The following is a 15,781-nucleotide window of genomic DNA, read 5'->3' as shown; positions in this document are numbered from 1 at the left end:
CCAATCACAAATGCCTTAATTGTTTGCGTAAAGCCTCCCGTCCCCGGTGTATTCTTGTTTTAACTGTTCCGACTGGAAGTTCCAATATCTCTGCGATTTCTTGCAAGGATAGCTCCTCAATATATCTCAATACGATGACTGATCGATATTTATCCGGCAGTTTTAAAATTTCTTTTTGAATCGTTTCTTGCAGTTCAATTGCTTCAACTTCTTTTTCAGGCATTGCAATATCAGATGATACTTGGGAGTACATTGTTAAGCCTTCAGTCCCCGCAACTTCTGCATCTAAATAATAGTCGGGCTTCTTTTTCCGAATACGATCAATCGATAAATTGGTTGCAATCCGATAAATCCATGTAGAAAATTTTTTGTTCATATCAAATGAATGGATGTTCATATACACTCTTATAAATGCTTCCTGTGCTATGTCCTCAGCTTCATGGACGTTTCCCAGCATTCGATAACAAAGTTGAAAAATTTTATCTTTATATAATTCAACAACTTCTGCAAATGCATTTTGGTCGCCTTTTTTAATTTGTTTGATCTTTTTATTTATAAATTCTTCCATTTTTCTACCTCCGCAGTTGCGGGTACATCATGATACGAATTCGTTCCCCAAAGGTTTCATTTTTTTATAAATCTATTCTAGCAAATTTTAGGAATTTATGTTTTCATCTGCAAGAAAAATTTTTTCCTTTTGTAGCAAAAACCTTTCACATTCCCATTTCTGGGCTTTTTATAAAGAAACGTCCAACTTGTCATAATGAAAAATGACATTACAAATTTTTTTCAGAGGGGTTGCACCTAACGCCGCGTTAGGTATTATGATCACAATAGGTTTATAAAGATAAGCGTTTTGGGGGCGATGTTAAAGTGAAGGAAGAGTCTTACTTTACGATTGGCGAATTTTCTAAAAAGACGGGAACAACAATCCGAACATTGCATTATTATGATCAAATTGGACTGCTCAAACCGAAAAAAAATCCTCGTTCTGGACACCGATTATACTCTGCTCATGATGTATTGACACTTCAAAAAATAGTCAGTCTTAAATTTTTAGGATACAGTTTAGAACAAATCAAAGAGTTAATGAATGAAACCAACTTCGATTTAAACTTAAAGGAAACTTTACAGTTCCAAAAAGAAGCGCTTGAAGAACGAAAGGAACATATTGAAGAAGTGCTCAAAGCCATTAAACGAATTCTCACGATTTTAGAAGAAGAAAAAGAAGTGGATAGCAATGTTTTAATGAGTCTTATTCAGAGCATACAAACAGAAAAAGAACAGCGCAAATGGTTAGAACATTATACGTCAAAAGAAGTAGCTGAAAAGCTTTTTGATCAGCCTGAAGAGGTAATGATCTCCCTTGACAAAGAATACATCCAATTATCCCAAGAAACAAAAAGATTGGCAGGAAGACCTGTCGATGATCCTGAGGTAGAAGCGTTAGTCGAAAAATATATGAAAACAATATTAGAATTTATCGGAAAAGAATTAATTAGTGTTATCGGGAATTTAGATGAAGCTGAAATTAAAACTATTGAAAATAAATTGGCATCTCCATTTACACAGGAGGAAGAGGAGTGGCTTCAGCAAGTGATGGAACATTATGCGATGAAAGCTGGGCTTCTCCAAGATGAAAATATTGACCGACTTTAGCAAATAAAAAAACTTCACCTCCCCTTTTCCAATTGGGGAGGTCATTTTTTATCTTTGAATTACAGGATGATGGATATTCATTCAGCTCCCATTTTCCCGAAACCTTCCCCAAATTTTATCGAGTGAAGTGTTCCGCCGGAAGCCCAATTATCTCTTTCATATTCATCGAAAACTACTGTAACCCATTCTTCTTTCACGTTTAGTATTTGCGCTGCTGCTTTTGTTATTGCCTCAGTAAACTGCTGTTTCTGTTCTGCGGTTCTTCCTTTAGCCAGCCTTACGTTGATAAAAGGCATCGAATCACAACTCCTTTAAGCCGTTTGAATTTATAAATGGCGTCGAAATTTATTCGTCCTCATCCGGATCTGTGCTATTTCAAAAAATGAAACAAGACAGAAGTTTGTCGATATACTTCGTCACAACACCCGTAAAAACCTTTGCTGGGCAGTCCATTATGCAAAATGTTTTACACAAATCATCCTCTACAGCAACAATCTTCTGGAAAAGAGACTAATTTTTAAAATCTACCAAAAAATCATTTAGACCCCCATGCCGCAAAAGCGGCACCAGCAGATGATGAAAATAGTTCGTCCATGTATACTTAATCTTAGGCTGGCCAGCGAGGTCGTCTTACCTTGGTGCCATGAGCCCGTTAATTAGACAGACCCCGACGACCTGGTGCACCACAGACTGTTGCTCCCTGGGGAAGCACGCGGGATAGAATGACGTGTATGGTCGTTGCACCGCCAGCCTGTGTTTATTACATGTTAGGCATGGGGGAACGAACATGGACATTATCCATACTCATGTTTGTGGATTAGACGTTCATAAGAAGAACGTCGTCGCTTGTATTATTACTCCGGATCATCAAGAGATCCGCACGTTTTCTACCATGACTGAAGACTTGCTTATGCTTGTAGACTGGATCAAGGCGCATGGCGTCACTCACGTGGCCATGGAAAGTACAGGTTCCTACTGGAAGCCAATTTATAACCTGTTGGAGATGGAAGACATCAAGATTTTAGTGGTCAATGCCAAACATATCAAAAATGTGCCTGGTCGCAAAACAGATGTAAAGGATGCCGAGTGGATCGCTGGACTCTTACGCCATGGATTGCTACAAGGTAGTTACATCCCTGACCGCCAGCAACGGGAGTTGAGGGAACTCATCCGTTATCGTCGCAGCCTGATTGAAGAGCGGGCTCGCGAAATCAACCGCATCCAGAAGGTACTGGAAGGGGCTAACATCAAACTCTCCTCGGTGGCGACCAATGTGCTGGGCAAATCGGGTCGAGCCATGATCGAGGCTTTAATTAATGGTGAAACTGACCCCGATGTGCTATCCGAACTGGCTCAGCGCCGTCTCAAACGGAAGAAAGAGGAGTTGAAAAAGGCCCTGAAGGGCCTCATCGGCCCTCATCAACGCCTGATGCTTAAAACCCAGCTTGAGCATATTGATCACTTAGATGCCTTGATTGAAGAACTGGATGCTGAAATCAAGGAGCGGATGCGCCCTTTTGAAGATGACCTGGAGCGGTTAGATACGATCCCCGGCGTTGGTCGGCGCACAGCGGAGCATATTTTGGCTGAGATTGGCCCTGACATGACACAGTTTCCTTCGGCAGCTCACTTGTGTTCATGGGCAGGAGTCGCCCCAGGGAATAACGAAAGTGCCGGAAAACGAAAGTCAGGGAAAACCCGCAAGGGAAACCAGAAGCTTCGTAGCACCCTGGTGGAAGCCGCCCGTGCCGCTGCTAGGTCCAAACACACCTATCTATCCAGCCAGTACCACCGTATTGCTGCACGCCGGGGGGCCAATCGTGCAGCGGTTGCGGTCGCTCATAGCATCCTGACTATTGTCTACCATCTCCTCAAAAAGAAGCAGACTTACATCGAACTTGGTCCACATTACTACGAAGAACGCAAGCGCCATCAAGTCGCCAGACAAGCGATTCGGAAGTTGGAAACACTAGGGTTTAAGGTCATGGTAGAGCCGTCAAATCAAACAGCGTAGTTAACCGAAACAGTAACCATCAGGTGCATAAACATGACTTATTCCAGCAAATACCAATCTGCTGGTGTTAACACCCCCTGGATTTTTTGTGCTTTTTTCATGGACTTAAATTTTCGGGATAGAACGAAAGGAACATATTGAAGAAGTGCTCAAAGCCATTAAACGAATTCTCACGATTTTAGAAGAAGAAAAAGAAGTGGATAGCAATGTTTTAATGAGTCTTATTCAGAGCATACAAACAGAAAAAGAACAGCGCAAATGGTTAGAACATTATACGTCAAAAGAAGTAGCTGAAAAGCTTTTTGATCAGCCTGAAGAGGTAATGATCTCCCTTGACAAAGAATACATCCAATTATCCCAAGAAACAAAAAGATTGGCAGGAAGACCTGTCGATGATCCTGAGGTAGAAGCGTTAGTCGAAAAATATATGAAAACAATATTAGAATTTATCGGAAAAGAATTAATTAGTGTTATCGGGAATTTAGATGAAGCTGAAATTAAAACTATTGAAAATAAATTGGCATCTCCATTTACACAGGAGGAAGAGGAGTGGCTTCAGCAAGTGATGGAACATTATGCGATGAAAGCTGGGCTTCTCCAAGATGAAAATATTGACCGACTTTAGCAAATAAAAAAACTTCACCTCCCCTTTTCCAATTGGGGAGGTCATTTTTTATCTTTGAATTACAGGATGATGGATATTCATTCAGCTCCCATTTTCCCGAAACCTTCCCCAAATTTTATCGAGTGAAGTGTTCCGCCGGAAGCCCAATTATCTCTTTCATATTCATCGAAAACTACTGTAACCCATTCTTCTTTCACGTTTAGTATTTGCGCTGCTGCTTTTGTTATTGCCTCAGTAAACTGCTGTTTCTGTTCTGCGGTTCTTCCTTTAGCCAGCCTTACGTTGATAAAAGGCATCGAATCACAACTCCTTTAAGCCGTTTGAATTTATAAATGGCGTCGAAATTTATTCGTCCTCATCCGGATCTGTGCTATTTCAAAAAATGAAACAAGACAGAAGTTTGTCGATATACTTCGTCACAACACCCGTAAAAACCTTTGCTGGGCAGTCCATTATGCAAAATGTTTTACACAAATCATCCTCTACAGCAACAATCTTCTGGAAAAGAGACTAATTTTTAAAATCTACCAAAAAATCATTTAGACCCCCATGCCGCAAAAGCGGCACCAGCAGATGATGAAAATAGTTCGTCCATGTATACTTAATCTTAGGCTGGCCAGCGAGGTCGTCTTACCTTGGTGCCATGAGCCCGTTAATTAGACAGACCCCGACGACCTGGTGCACCACAGACTGTTGCTCCCTGGGGAAGCACGCGGGATAGAATGACGTGTATGGTCGTTGCACCGCCAGCCTGTGTTTATTACATGTTAGGCATGGGGGAACGAACATGGACATTATCCATACTCATGTTTGTGGATTAGACGTTCATAAGAAGAACGTCGTCGCTTGTATTATTACTCCGGATCATCAAGAGATCCGCACGTTTTCTACCATGACTGAAGACTTGCTTATGCTTGTAGACTGGATCAAGGCGCATGGCGTCACTCACGTGGCCATGGAAAGTACAGGTTCCTACTGGAAGCCAATTTATAACCTGTTGGAGATGGAAGACATCAAGATTTTAGTGGTCAATGCCAAACATATCAAAAATGTGCCTGGTCGCAAAACAGATGTAAAGGATGCCGAGTGGATCGCTGGACTCTTACGCCATGGATTGCTACAAGGTAGTTACATCCCTGACCGCCAGCAACGGGAGTTGAGGGAACTCATCCGTTATCGTCGCAGCCTGATTGAAGAGCGGGCTCGCGAAATCAACCGCATCCAGAAGGTACTGGAAGGGGCTAACATCAAACTCTCCTCGGTGGCGACCAATGTGCTGGGCAAATCGGGTCGAGCCATGATCGAGGCTTTAATTAATGGTGAAACTGACCCCGATGTGCTATCCGAACTGGCTCAGCGCCGTCTCAAACGGAAGAAAGAGGAGTTGAAAAAGGCCCTGAAGGGCCTCATCGGCCCTCATCAACGCCTGATGCTTAAAACCCAGCTTGAGCATATTGATCACTTAGATGCCTTGATTGAAGAACTGGATGCTGAAATCAAGGAGCGGATGCGCCCTTTTGAAGATGACCTGGAGCGGTTAGATACGATCCCCGGCGTTGGTCGGCGCACAGCGGAGCATATTTTGGCTGAGATTGGCCCTGACATGACACAGTTTCCTTCGGCAGCTCACTTGTGTTCATGGGCAGGAGTCGCCCCAGGGAATAACGAAAGTGCCGGAAAACGAAAGTCAGGGAAAACCCGCAAGGGAAACCAGAAGCTTCGTAGCACCCTGGTGGAAGCCGCCCGTGCCGCTGCTAGGTCCAAACACACCTATCTATCCAGCCAGTACCACCGTATTGCTGCACGCCGGGGGGCCAATCGTGCAGCGGTTGCGGTCGCTCATAGCATCCTGACTATTGTCTACCATCTCCTCAAAAAGAAGCAGACTTACATCGAACTTGGTCCACATTACTACGAAGAACGCAAGCGCCATCAAGTCGCCAGACAAGCGATTCGGAAGTTGGAAACACTAGGGTTTAAGGTCATGGTAGAGCCGTCAAATCAAACAGCGTAGTTAACCGAAACAGTAACCATCAGGTGCATAAACATGACTTATTCCAGCAAATACCAATCTGCTGGTGTTAACACCCCCTGGATTTTTTGTGCTTTTTTCATGGACTTAAATTTTCGGGATAGGTCATGGTTCCATTTCGGAACAACCGCATTCCCAATACTAAAAGGAAAAATACAATTCGACTTCAATGGTATATTCAAATTTAAAAGGCTGTTATGGGACTAAAAAGGCGAATGCTCCTGCATATAGTCTATTACATTATTTTGAGATTCAAAAGCGAGGATTAGATATAATCGAAGGGATTAGTAACATTTCAAATAAAAAAATCCTGACAATTTCTTGTCAGGAATTAAGTTCATCTCATTTTATAAAATTTTCCCCGTTGAATTTAAAAAGCGGAAGACGGGACTCGAACCCGCGACCCCCACCTTGGCAAGGTGGTGTTCTACCACTGAACTACTTCCGCACAAATGGTGAGCCATGGAGGATTCGAACCTCCGACCCTCTGATTAAAAGTCAGATGCTCTACCGACTGAGCTAATGGCTCATAAAATTTTTTTCTTCTAATCCATTTTTCATTTGTCAGATGTCCCTTCCTCTTCCTGATTTTTCGAGGATGTTAGATGCGTCGGGACAACTCGTCGCCTATTCGACGAGGCTTCGCCCTTTGTAAAATCTAGTTAAATCTTACTTTCTATCTAATATTTTTACAAAAAAAAGAACAGACATGAACTGTCTTTTTATAATAAATGGCTGGGCTAGCTGGATTCGAACCAGCGCATCACGGAGTCAAAGTCCGTTGCCTTACCGCTTGGCTATAGCCCAATATCACCATTCATCTCTTGACTAATTATATTGTACCAATAAAAAAATCACTTTATACAACAATTTGTTGTTTAATGTGATTTCAATGTTTCATAACATTCTTCGACATGGTGGAGGGGGACGGATTCGAACCGCCGAACCCTAAGGGAGCGGATTTACAGTCCGCCGCGTTTAGCCACTTCGCTACCCCTCCGATTATTAAAAATGCCGGCGAGAGGAATCGAACCCCCAACCTACTGATTACAAGTCAGTTGCTCTACCAATTGAGCTACACCGGCACAATAAATACTTTAAATCACACTCAGTTTTTACCTTTGTTTAAATTGTTATGCCAACCTCATTAAACTTGCTTAAGAAAAGCTTGTTTAGTATATGGTGGAGGATGACGGGATCGAACCGCCGACCCCTTGCTTGTAAGGCAAGTGCTCTCCCAGCTGAGCTAATCCTCCATGGTGACCCGTACGGGATTCGAACCCGTGTTACCGCCGTGAAAGGGCGGTGTCTTAACCACTTGACCAACGGGCCATTTCATTTTCATAACTTAATGACAACCGACATTCGACATTTTAGCACATGGCATAGATAAAAATCAAGAAAAGATTTGCTTTTGAAAAGCTTCCAACCGGGCTCGAACCGGTGACCTCTTCCTTACCATGGAAGTGCTCTACCAACTGAGCTATGGAAGCATGGCTCCGCAGGCAGGATTCGAACCTGCGACCGTTCGGTTAACAGCCGAATGCTCTACCACTGAGCTACTGCGGAATATTTTAATAAACCATATTTTGGTTCACATACAGCTCAATCAGTATATCAAAAAGACTTCAAAAGAATGTACTCAGTATGGTTCTCTACAATAATCCCAGCTTTCAAAAAGAATTTAAAGGCAGCCTGGCAGCGTCCTACTCTCGCAAGGGACAAACCCTCACTACCATCGGCGCTGAAGAGCTTAACTTCCGTGTTCGGGATGGGAACGGGTGTGACCTCTTCGCCATTGCCACCAAGCAGCCTTTTCTGTTTTCCTTCCTGTTGTCAAATGACATCGGAATGTCATTCTTTCAAAACTAGATAACGTTTCTTTCACGAATAGATGCTCTTACTTGGTTAAGTCCTCGATCGATTAGTATCCGTCAGCTCCACGTGTCGCCACGCTTCCACCTCGGACCTATCTACCTCGTCATCTTCAAGGGATCTTACTCGCTTTTAGCGATGGGAAATCTCATCTTGAGGGGGGCTTCACGCTTAGATGCTTTCAGCGCTTATCCCTTCCGCACATAGCTACCCAGCGGTGCCCCTGGCGGGACAACTGGTACACCAGCGGTGCGTCCATCCCGGTCCTCTCGTACTAAGGACAGCTCCTCTCAAATTTCCTGCGCCCGCGACGGATAGGGACCGAACTGTCTCACGACGTTCTGAACCCAGCTCGCGTACCGCTTTAATGGGCGAACAGCCCAACCCTTGGGACCGACTACAGCCCCAGGATGCGATGAGCCGACATCGAGGTGCCAAACCTCCCCGTCGATGTGGACTCTTGGGGGAGATCAGCCTGTTATCCCCGGGGTAGCTTTTATCCGTTGAGCGATGGCCCTTCCATGCGGAACCACCGGATCACTAAGCCCGACTTTCGTCCCTGCTCGACTTGTAGGTCTCGCAGTCAAGCTCCCTTCTGCCTTTGCACTCTCCGAATGATTTCCAACCATTCTGAGGGAACCTTTGGGCGCCTCCGTTACCTTTTAGGAGGCGACCGCCCCAGTCAAACTGCCCACCTGACACTGTCTCCCGCCCCGATCAGGGGCGCGGGTTAGAATGTCAGTACAGCCAGGGTAGTATCCCACCGTCGCCTCAGCGCAAGCTGGCGCTCACGCGTCTCTGGCTCCTACCTATCCTGTACAAGCTGTACCCACATTCAATATCAGGCTGCAGTAAAGCTCCACGGGGTCTTTCCGTCCTGTCGCGGGTAACCTGCATCTTCACAGGTACTATAATTTCACCGAGTCTCTCGTTGAGACAGTGCCCAGATCGTTACGCCTTTCGTGCGGGTCGGAACTTACCCGACAAGGAATTTCGCTACCTTAGGACCGTTATAGTTACGGCCGCCGTTTACTGGGGCTTCGGTTCGCACCTTCAGCTACAGCTTAAGCGCTCCCCTTAACCTTCCAGCACCGGGCAGGCGTCAGCCCCTATACTTCACCTTACGGTTTCGCAGAGACCTGTGTTTTTGCTAAACAGTCGCCTGGGCCTTTTCACTGCGGCTCATCATGGCTTATCACCTTGATGAGCACCCCTTCTCCCGAAGTTACGGGGTCATTTTGCCGAGTTCCTTAACGAGAGTTCTCTCGCTCACCTTAGGATTCTCTCCTCGCCTACCTGTGTCGGTTTGCGGTACGGGCACCTCTCACCTCGCTAGAGGCTTTTCTTGGCAGTGTGGAATCGGGAACTTCGGTACTTCCTTTCCCTCGCCATCACAGCTCAGCCTTCCGGCAAGCGGATTTGCCTGCTTGCCAGCCTAACTGCTTGGACGCGCACATCCAGCCGCGCGCTTGCCCTATCCTCCTGCGTCCCCCCATTGCTCAAACGGTGAGGAGGTGGTACAGGAATATCAACCTGTTGTCCATCACCTACGCCTTTCGGCCTCGGCTTAGGTCCCGACTAACCCTGAGCGGACGAGCCTTCCTCAGGAAACCTTAGGCTTTCGGCGGAGGGGATTCTCACCCCTCTTTCGCTACTCATACCGGCATTCTCACTTCTAAGCGCTCCACCGGTCCTTCCGGTCCGGCTTCGATGCCCTTAGAACGCTCTCCTACCGCTGACACCAACGGTGTCAACCCGCAGCTTCGGTGATACGTTTAGCCCCGGTACATTTTCGGCGCAGAGCCACTCGACCAGTGAGCTATTACGCACTCTTTAAATGGTGGCTGCTTCTAAGCCAACATCCTGGTTGTCTAAGCAGCTCCACATCCTTTTCCACTTAACGTATACTTTGGGACCTTAGCTGGCGGTCTGGGCTGTTTCCCTTTTGACCACGGATCTTATCACTCGCAGTCTGACTCCCAAGGATAAGTCATTGGCATTCGGAGTTTGACTGAATTCGGTAACCCGATGGGGGCCCCTCGTCCAATCAGTGCTCTACCTCCAAGACTCTTCCCTTGAGGCTAGCCCTAAAGCTATTTCGGAGAGAACCAGCTATCTCCAAGTTCGATTGGCATTTCACCCCTACCCACACCTCATCCCCGCACTTTTCAACGTGCGTGGGTTCGGGCCTCCAGCAAGTGTTACCTTGCCTTCACCCTGGACATGGGTAGATCACCTGGTTTCGGGTCTGCGACCTCGTACTATTTCGCCCTCTTCAGACTCGCTTTCGCTGCGGCTCCGCCTTTCGGCTTAACCTTGCACGAAATCGCAACTCGCCGGTTCATTCTACAAAAGGCACGCCATCACCCGTTAATGGGCTCTGACTACTTGTAGGCACACGGTTTCAGGTTCTCTTTCACTCCCCTCCCGGGGTGCTTTTCACCTTTCCCTCACGGTACTGGTTCACTATCGGTCACTAGGGAGTATTTAGCCTTGGGAGATGGTCCTCCCTGCTTCCGACGGGATTTCACGTGTCCCGCCGTACTCAGGATCCACTCGGGAGGGAACGGAGTTTCGACTACAGGGTTGTTACCTTCTCTGACGGGCCTTTCCAGACCTCTTCGTCTACCCCGTTCCTTTGTCACTCCTTAATCGAGTGTCCTACAACCCCAAGAGGCACGCCTCTTGGTTTGGGCTGTTCCCGTTTCGCTCGCCGCTACTCAGGGAATCGCTGTTGCTTTCTCTTCCTCCGGGTACTTAGATGTTTCAGTTCCCCGGGTTGCCCTCCATACCCTATGGATTCAGGTATGGATACTGCCCCATTACGGACAGTGGGTTCCCCCATTCGGACATCTCCGGATCGACGCTTACTTACAGCTCCCCGAAGCATTTCGGTGTTTGTCCCGTCCTTCATCGGCTCCTAGTGCCAAGGCATCCACCGTGCGCCCTTTCTAACTTAACCGTTTCTTCCTAACATGAGCGATCTATTCGTGAATGTCTTTCCGTTATCCAGTTTTCAAAGAACAATGCTTTTTCTTTCAATGAGCTCCCTTGCTGGTTGAATTGCTTTTAGCCGAACATCCGATCCTTCGAATGGGCTCTCGCATAGGAGCAATGCTTCCAATATTCATCAAACTTATGGTGGAGCCTAGCGGGATCGAACCGCTGACCTCCTGCGTGCAAAGCAGGCGCTCTCCCAGCTGAGCTAAGGCCCCAGGATGGTCTTATTTATGGTGGGCCTGAGTGGACTTGAACCACCGACCTCACGCTTATCAGGCGTGCGCTCTAACCGGCTGAGCTACAGGCCCATCCTGTATTTTTTTATTCAGCTTCTATTCGCTGGGAAATCGACTTTGCGAATTCACCAGCAAACGGGGAAGGATGTGATCCTTCAAAACTAAACAAAACGGAAAAGCGTACCTTTTTCAATGTATATATCCTTAGAAAGGAGGTGATCCAGCCGCACCTTCCGATACGGCTACCTTGTTACGACTTCACCCCAATCATTTGTCCCACCTTCGGCGGCTGGCTCCCGTAAGGGTTACCCCACCGACTTCGGGTGTTACAAACTCTCGTGGTGTGACGGGCGGTGTGTACAAGACCCGGGAACGTATTCACCGCGGCATGCTGATCCGCGATTACTAGCGATTCCGGCTTCATGCAGGCGAGTTGCAGCCTGCAATCCGAACTGAGAGTGGTTTTTTGGGATTCGCTCCACCTCGCGGTTTCGCTGCCCTTTGTACCACCCATTGTAGCACGTGTGTAGCCCAGGTCATAAGGGGCATGATGATTTGACGTCATCCCCACCTTCCTCCGACTTTTAGCCGGCAGTCACCTTAGAGTGCCCAACTGAATGCTGGCAACTAAGGTCAAGGGTTGCGCTCGTTGCGGGACTTAACCCAACATCTCACGACACGAGCTGACGACAACCATGCACCACCTGTCACCCTGTCCCCGAAAGGGGAACGCCCTATCTCTAGGGTTGTCAGGGGATGTCAAGACCTGGTAAGGTTCTTCGCGTTGCTTCGAATTAAACCACATGCTCCACCGCTTGTGCGGGTCCCCGTCAATTCCTTTGAGTTTCAGCCTTGCGGCCGTACTCCCCAGGCGGAGTGCTTAATGCGTTTGCTGCAGCACTAAAGGGTGGATACCCTCTAACACTTAGCACTCATCGTTTACGGCGTGGACTACCAGGGTATCTAATCCTGTTCGCTCCCCACGCTTTCGCGCCTCAGCGTCAGTTACAGGCCAGAGAGCCGCCTTCGCCACTGGTGTTCCTCCACATCTCTACGCATTTCACCGCTACACGTGGAATTCCGCTCCCCTCTCCTGCACTCAAGTTCCCCAGTTTCCAATGGCCGCTCGCGGTTGAGCCGCGAGATTTCACATCAGACTTAAGGAACCGCCTGCGCGCGCTTTACGCCCAATAATTCCGGACAACGCTTGCCACCTACGTATTACCGCGGCTGCTGGCACGTAGTTAGCCGTGGCTTCCTCGTCAGGTACCGTCAAGGTACCGCCCTGTTCGAACGGTACTTGTTCTTCCCTGACAACAGAGCTTTACGATCCGAAGACCTTCTTCGCTCACGCGGCGTTGCTCCGTCAGACTTTCGTCCATTGCGGAAGATTCCCTACTGCTGCCTCCCGTAGGAGTCTGGGCCGTGTCTCAGTCCCAGTGTGGCCGGTCACCCTCTCAGGTCGGCTACGCATCGTCGCCTTGGTGAGCCGTTACCTCACCAACTAGCTAATGCGCCGCGGGCCCATCCTGCAGTGACAGCTAAAAGCCGCCTTTCAACCGAAAACCATGCGGTTTTCGGTGTTATCCGGTATTAGCTCCGGTTTCCCGAAGTTATCCCAGTCTGCAGGGCAGGTTGCCCACGTGTTACTCACCCGTCCGCCGCTAACCTAAAGGAGCAAGCTCCCTTCGGTCCGCTCGACTTGCATGTATTAGGCACGCCGCCAGCGTTCGTCCTGAGCCAGGATCAAACTCTCCAAAAAAAGTTTGTCACCAAATGCTCTTGTCAGAATCAACAGGCACGCTTTTCGTTTTGTTCAGTTTTCAAGGATCATATAACTACTTCGAAGAAATAACATTATAACAAAACAATTGTGTCCAGTCAATGTTTTATATTTTTCCACAATGACTTTCATAATATATCATGGCGTCAAAATGTTTGTCAATACATTTTTTAAAACACTTAACAAACAGCGACGATTAATAATATATCAACTTTAAACTGTTTCGTCAATACCTTTTTAAAATTATTTTTAATTCTCCATCCTTATTCATAATTAAAAGTTCAATTCATACAATTTTACAAGATAAGGACAAGGAGGAGCATCAATGAACCGTTTTTACATCATCCATATTAAAAAAATCAAACAATTACTTTTTTTAATCATAATCGCTTTTTTTACTGCTGTCTTTATGTACTTTCAAACAATACCAAATATCCCGGTTTTCACTACAAAGAACGGGCCGAAAGCTATTTATAAAGGAGACGGAAGCGGTAAGAAAGTTGCCTTGACATTTGATATTAGCTGGGGAGATGAAAAAGCAATTCCAATTTTAAATACTTTGAAAAAATATGGACTAACCAATGCAACATTTTTTGTATCCGCCTCATGGGCCGAACGCCATCCTGAAGTAGTCAAAAGAATTATCGATGACGGTCATCAGCTCGGCAGCAAAGGATATGCTTATAAAAACTATACTGAGTTGGACACTAACGAAATTAAGCGTGATTTATCTTTAGCCCAGCATACATTTCAAAAGCTTGGTATCAAGGATATAAAATTGCTGCGGCCCCCAACCTGCCAATTCGATCAAAACGTTTTAAATATTGCTGAACAATATGGATTAACTGTCGTCCATTACAGCGTAAATTCAAATGACTGGCAAAACCCGGGAGTCAACAAGATTATCCAAAATGTTACGAAACACTTAAAACCAGGTGATATTATCCTGCTTCACGCATCAGATTCAGTTAAACAAACTAACCAAGCGTTGCCGGCGATTATTCAACATTTGAAACAAAACGGCCTTAAAAATGTAACCGTACAAGAATTAATTGAAAACAGCAATGCAAGAACGAAAGAACTATCATTCAAATGAAAAGAACTTTGGAAGTAAATTCAAACCAATCGTTTTCAATATTTTGGAAATCAATAAGCATTTTAAAGAGCTATAAGGAAAATTCCTTCAGCTCTTTTTTGCTTTTGGCGAGTCATTTGTCATTTTCGGCAAAATCAACAATTGGTAAGCATTGCAAATTAAAATTGGAAACAGCATTAAATACAGCCAATCTCTATCATTGACACGAAGGGCCGGCATCCACTCAATCACTGAAACAACAACCATAAAAAACAATGCAGGGACAAACGCATCTTTATTCGTCTGTTTTTGCTTAAAATAAGCAATTACAGCAGAAAACAACAAAATGACAACAGCTACTAAAATATACGGGACAATGGAATCTCCAGTTTGCGCAAAAAATTGATATCGAAAATAAACTAAATCAAACAACACAAAAATGATTAACAAGATTTGAACAGAGTTCCATAACGAAACTGAGCGAAAAATGCCTAGGCCAAACCTGTGCACAGTCAAATAAGCGAAAAAGCCCATTTGGCTGATGATGCTGAAAATAAAACCTACTCCGATCAACCAAAACAATACTGCAACAATTTCAACAATATTAAAAGACAAAAACAATTTTTCATACTCGCTCCATCTTAAGATAAAACCAACAATACTTGTCGCAACTCCACCTACAATGAGAGTAGAAAGGAAAAATCGTACCCAATTTCGGCTTTTCACTGCCAACCCCTCCATATTTCGTAAAATATCATATGATTTTATCAATCCAACTTGTATATTACCATATGGCAAAACTTTTTTCGCATAAAAAACAGTTGGTTTCTCAACATAATGGTAGAAGTTATTATTGAAAGGAGCTAAATGAAATATGAGAGGTAGAAATTGTTCGCTCCTCATCATGATGCTTATATGGATGATCGTTGCAGGATGTACGGATCGGCAGCAAAGTGAACCAATGAATTATGATGAAACAAAAAAAATGGTTGTAGACATATTAAAATCTGACGAAGGAAAAAAAGCCGTTCAAGAAATTATGAAAGATGAAGAAGTTCAACGAAACCTCATTTTAGATCAAAAAACCGTCAATAATACGATTGAAAAAACGTTAACATCAGAAAAAGGGAAGGAATTTTGGAAAAATACATTTGAAGATACAAAATTTGCGGAAGGATTTGCGAAAACATTGCAAACAGAACATGAAAAAGTGATCAAACGTTTAATGAAAGATCCGGAATATCAAGGAATGCTTATGGATGTGCTGAAAAATCCTCAAATGGAAGAAGAACTATTGAAGGTTTTAAAAAGCAAAGAATACCGCCAATATTTACAGCAGCAAATTACAGATGTTCTATCAAGTCCGCTCTTTCAACCGAAAATTGAGGAGGCGCTATTGAAGGCTGCTCAGCAAGCTCAAAGTAAACAACAAGGCGGGGGCAGCTCCGGAAACGAAGGCGGGGGCGGAGGCCAATAGACCTC

General features: G+C 45.4%; 10 protein-coding genes, 11 tRNA genes and 3 rRNA genes. 6 read left to right on the top strand and 18 right to left on the bottom strand.

Annotation, left to right across the window (positions count from 1 at the left end):
• Positions 1-4: 4 nt before the first annotated feature.
• Entirely contained in the window at positions 5-568 is a 564-nt protein-coding gene (gene sigW / locus NSR00_RS13375) for an RNA polymerase sigma factor SigW (protein ID WP_144598450.1), read from the bottom strand.
• Between the two features lie 305 nt (positions 569-873).
• Here sigW and NSR00_RS13370 point away from each other — a divergent pair, with 305 nt between their 5' ends.
• Positions 874-1,659, top strand: coding sequence for a MerR family transcriptional regulator (locus tag NSR00_RS13370; protein WP_340789398.1), 786 nt, complete (start codon positions 874-876; stop codon positions 1,657-1,659).
• A gap of 77 nt (positions 1,660-1,736) precedes the next feature.
• On the opposite strand, the gene NSR00_RS13365 is transcribed toward NSR00_RS13370, so the two are convergent.
• Entirely contained in the window at positions 1,737-1,955 is a 219-nt protein-coding gene (locus NSR00_RS13365) for a tautomerase family protein (protein WP_340789394.1), read from the bottom strand.
• Positions 1,956-2,446: 491 nt separating this feature from the next.
• Here NSR00_RS13365 and NSR00_RS13360 point away from each other — a divergent pair, with 491 nt between their 5' ends.
• Together NSR00_RS13360 and NSR00_RS13355 are read left to right on the top strand one after the other, a co-directional pair.
• On the top strand, positions 2,447-3,673 hold the full coding sequence (locus tag NSR00_RS13360) for an IS110 family transposase (RefSeq protein ID WP_044897903.1): 1,227 nt from the start codon (positions 2,447-2,449) through the stop codon (positions 3,671-3,673).
• A gap of 145 nt (positions 3,674-3,818) precedes the next feature.
• Positions 3,819-4,298 carry a MerR family transcriptional regulator gene (locus NSR00_RS13355; protein ID WP_340789395.1) on the top strand — a complete coding sequence of 160 codons (480 nt, stop codon included), beginning with the start codon at positions 3,819-3,821 and terminating at the stop codon, positions 4,296-4,298.
• A gap of 77 nt (positions 4,299-4,375) precedes the next feature.
• Here the strand turns inward: NSR00_RS13355 and NSR00_RS13350 are convergent, their stop codons facing one another.
• Positions 4,376-4,594, bottom strand: a complete 219-nt coding sequence (locus tag NSR00_RS13350) for a tautomerase family protein (RefSeq protein WP_340789394.1) — start codon at positions 4,592-4,594, stop codon at positions 4,376-4,378.
• 491 nt (positions 4,595-5,085) lie between these two features.
• Here NSR00_RS13350 and NSR00_RS13345 point away from each other — a divergent pair, with 491 nt between their 5' ends.
• Positions 5,086-6,312, top strand: a complete 1,227-nt coding sequence (locus tag NSR00_RS13345; protein WP_044897903.1) for an IS110 family transposase — start codon at positions 5,086-5,088, stop codon at positions 6,310-6,312.
• 394 nt (positions 6,313-6,706) lie between these two features.
• On the opposite strand, the gene NSR00_RS13340 is transcribed toward NSR00_RS13345, so the two are convergent.
• The 14 genes from NSR00_RS13340 to NSR00_RS13275 form a co-directional block, all read right to left on the bottom strand.
• Positions 6,707-6,778 (bottom strand) — tRNA-Gly (locus tag NSR00_RS13340).
• A gap of 5 nt (positions 6,779-6,783) precedes the next feature.
• A tRNA-Lys gene (locus tag NSR00_RS13335) sits at positions 6,784-6,859 on the bottom strand.
• Positions 6,860-7,062: 203 nt separating this feature from the next.
• Positions 7,063-7,137 (bottom strand) — tRNA-Gln (locus tag NSR00_RS13330).
• A gap of 108 nt (positions 7,138-7,245) precedes the next feature.
• Positions 7,246-7,330: transfer RNA gene (locus tag NSR00_RS13325), tRNA-Tyr, on the bottom strand.
• 12 nt (positions 7,331-7,342) lie between these two features.
• A tRNA-Thr gene (locus NSR00_RS13320) sits at positions 7,343-7,415 on the bottom strand.
• 95 nt (positions 7,416-7,510) lie between these two features.
• Positions 7,511-7,586 (bottom strand) — tRNA-Val (locus NSR00_RS13315).
• Between the two features lies 1 nt (position 7,587).
• Positions 7,588-7,662: transfer RNA gene (locus NSR00_RS13310), tRNA-Glu, on the bottom strand.
• An 88-nt stretch (positions 7,663-7,750) separates the two neighbouring features.
• Positions 7,751-7,823 (bottom strand) — tRNA-Thr (locus NSR00_RS13305).
• 1 nt (position 7,824) lies between these two features.
• Positions 7,825-7,899 (bottom strand) — tRNA-Asn (locus tag NSR00_RS13300).
• A gap of 124 nt (positions 7,900-8,023) precedes the next feature.
• A 5S ribosomal RNA gene (gene rrf / locus NSR00_RS13295) occupies positions 8,024-8,139 on the bottom strand.
• Positions 8,140-8,234: 95 nt separating this feature from the next.
• Positions 8,235-11,167 (bottom strand): 23S ribosomal RNA (locus NSR00_RS13290).
• Between the two features lie 177 nt (positions 11,168-11,344).
• A tRNA-Ala gene (locus tag NSR00_RS13285) sits at positions 11,345-11,420 on the bottom strand.
• Positions 11,421-11,436: 16 nt separating this feature from the next.
• Positions 11,437-11,513, bottom strand: a tRNA-Ile gene (locus NSR00_RS13280).
• 136 nt (positions 11,514-11,649) lie between these two features.
• Positions 11,650-13,203: ribosomal RNA gene (locus NSR00_RS13275) — 16S ribosomal RNA — on the bottom strand.
• Together the 16S, 23S and 5S rRNA genes with 11 tRNA genes alongside form the textbook arrangement of a ribosomal RNA operon.
• A 346-nt stretch (positions 13,204-13,549) precedes the next feature.
• Between NSR00_RS13275 and pdaB the strand changes: the two genes are divergently transcribed.
• Positions 13,550-14,320 (top strand): polysaccharide deacetylase family sporulation protein PdaB, encoded by a 771-nt coding sequence (pdaB, locus tag NSR00_RS13270; RefSeq protein ID WP_063387199.1) that lies wholly within the window; start codon positions 13,550-13,552, stop codon positions 14,318-14,320.
• An 87-nt stretch (positions 14,321-14,407) separates the two neighbouring features.
• Here the strand turns inward: pdaB and NSR00_RS13265 are convergent, their stop codons facing one another.
• Complete coding sequence (locus NSR00_RS13265) at positions 14,408-15,025, bottom strand: KinB-signaling pathway activation protein (protein WP_063387198.1); 618 nt, start codon at positions 15,023-15,025, stop codon at positions 14,408-14,410.
• Between the two features lie 148 nt (positions 15,026-15,173).
• On the opposite strand from NSR00_RS13265, the gene gerD reads away from it, so the two are divergent.
• The gene (gerD, locus tag NSR00_RS13260) at positions 15,174-15,776 is read left to right on the top strand and encodes a spore germination lipoprotein GerD (RefSeq protein ID WP_340789390.1); all 603 of its coding nucleotides are present in this window, start codon (positions 15,174-15,176) and stop codon (positions 15,774-15,776) included.
• The last annotated feature ends 5 nt before the right edge of the window (positions 15,777-15,781 follow it).

Origin of the sequence: Aeribacillus sp. FSL K6-8394, from assembly GCF_038008865.1 — a bacterium.
GTDB lineage: Bacteria > Bacillota > Bacilli > Bacillales > Aeribacillaceae > Aeribacillus > Aeribacillus composti.
The sequence above is the reverse complement of the archived record's forward strand: the minus strand, read 5'-3'. Positions and strand labels throughout refer to the sequence as shown.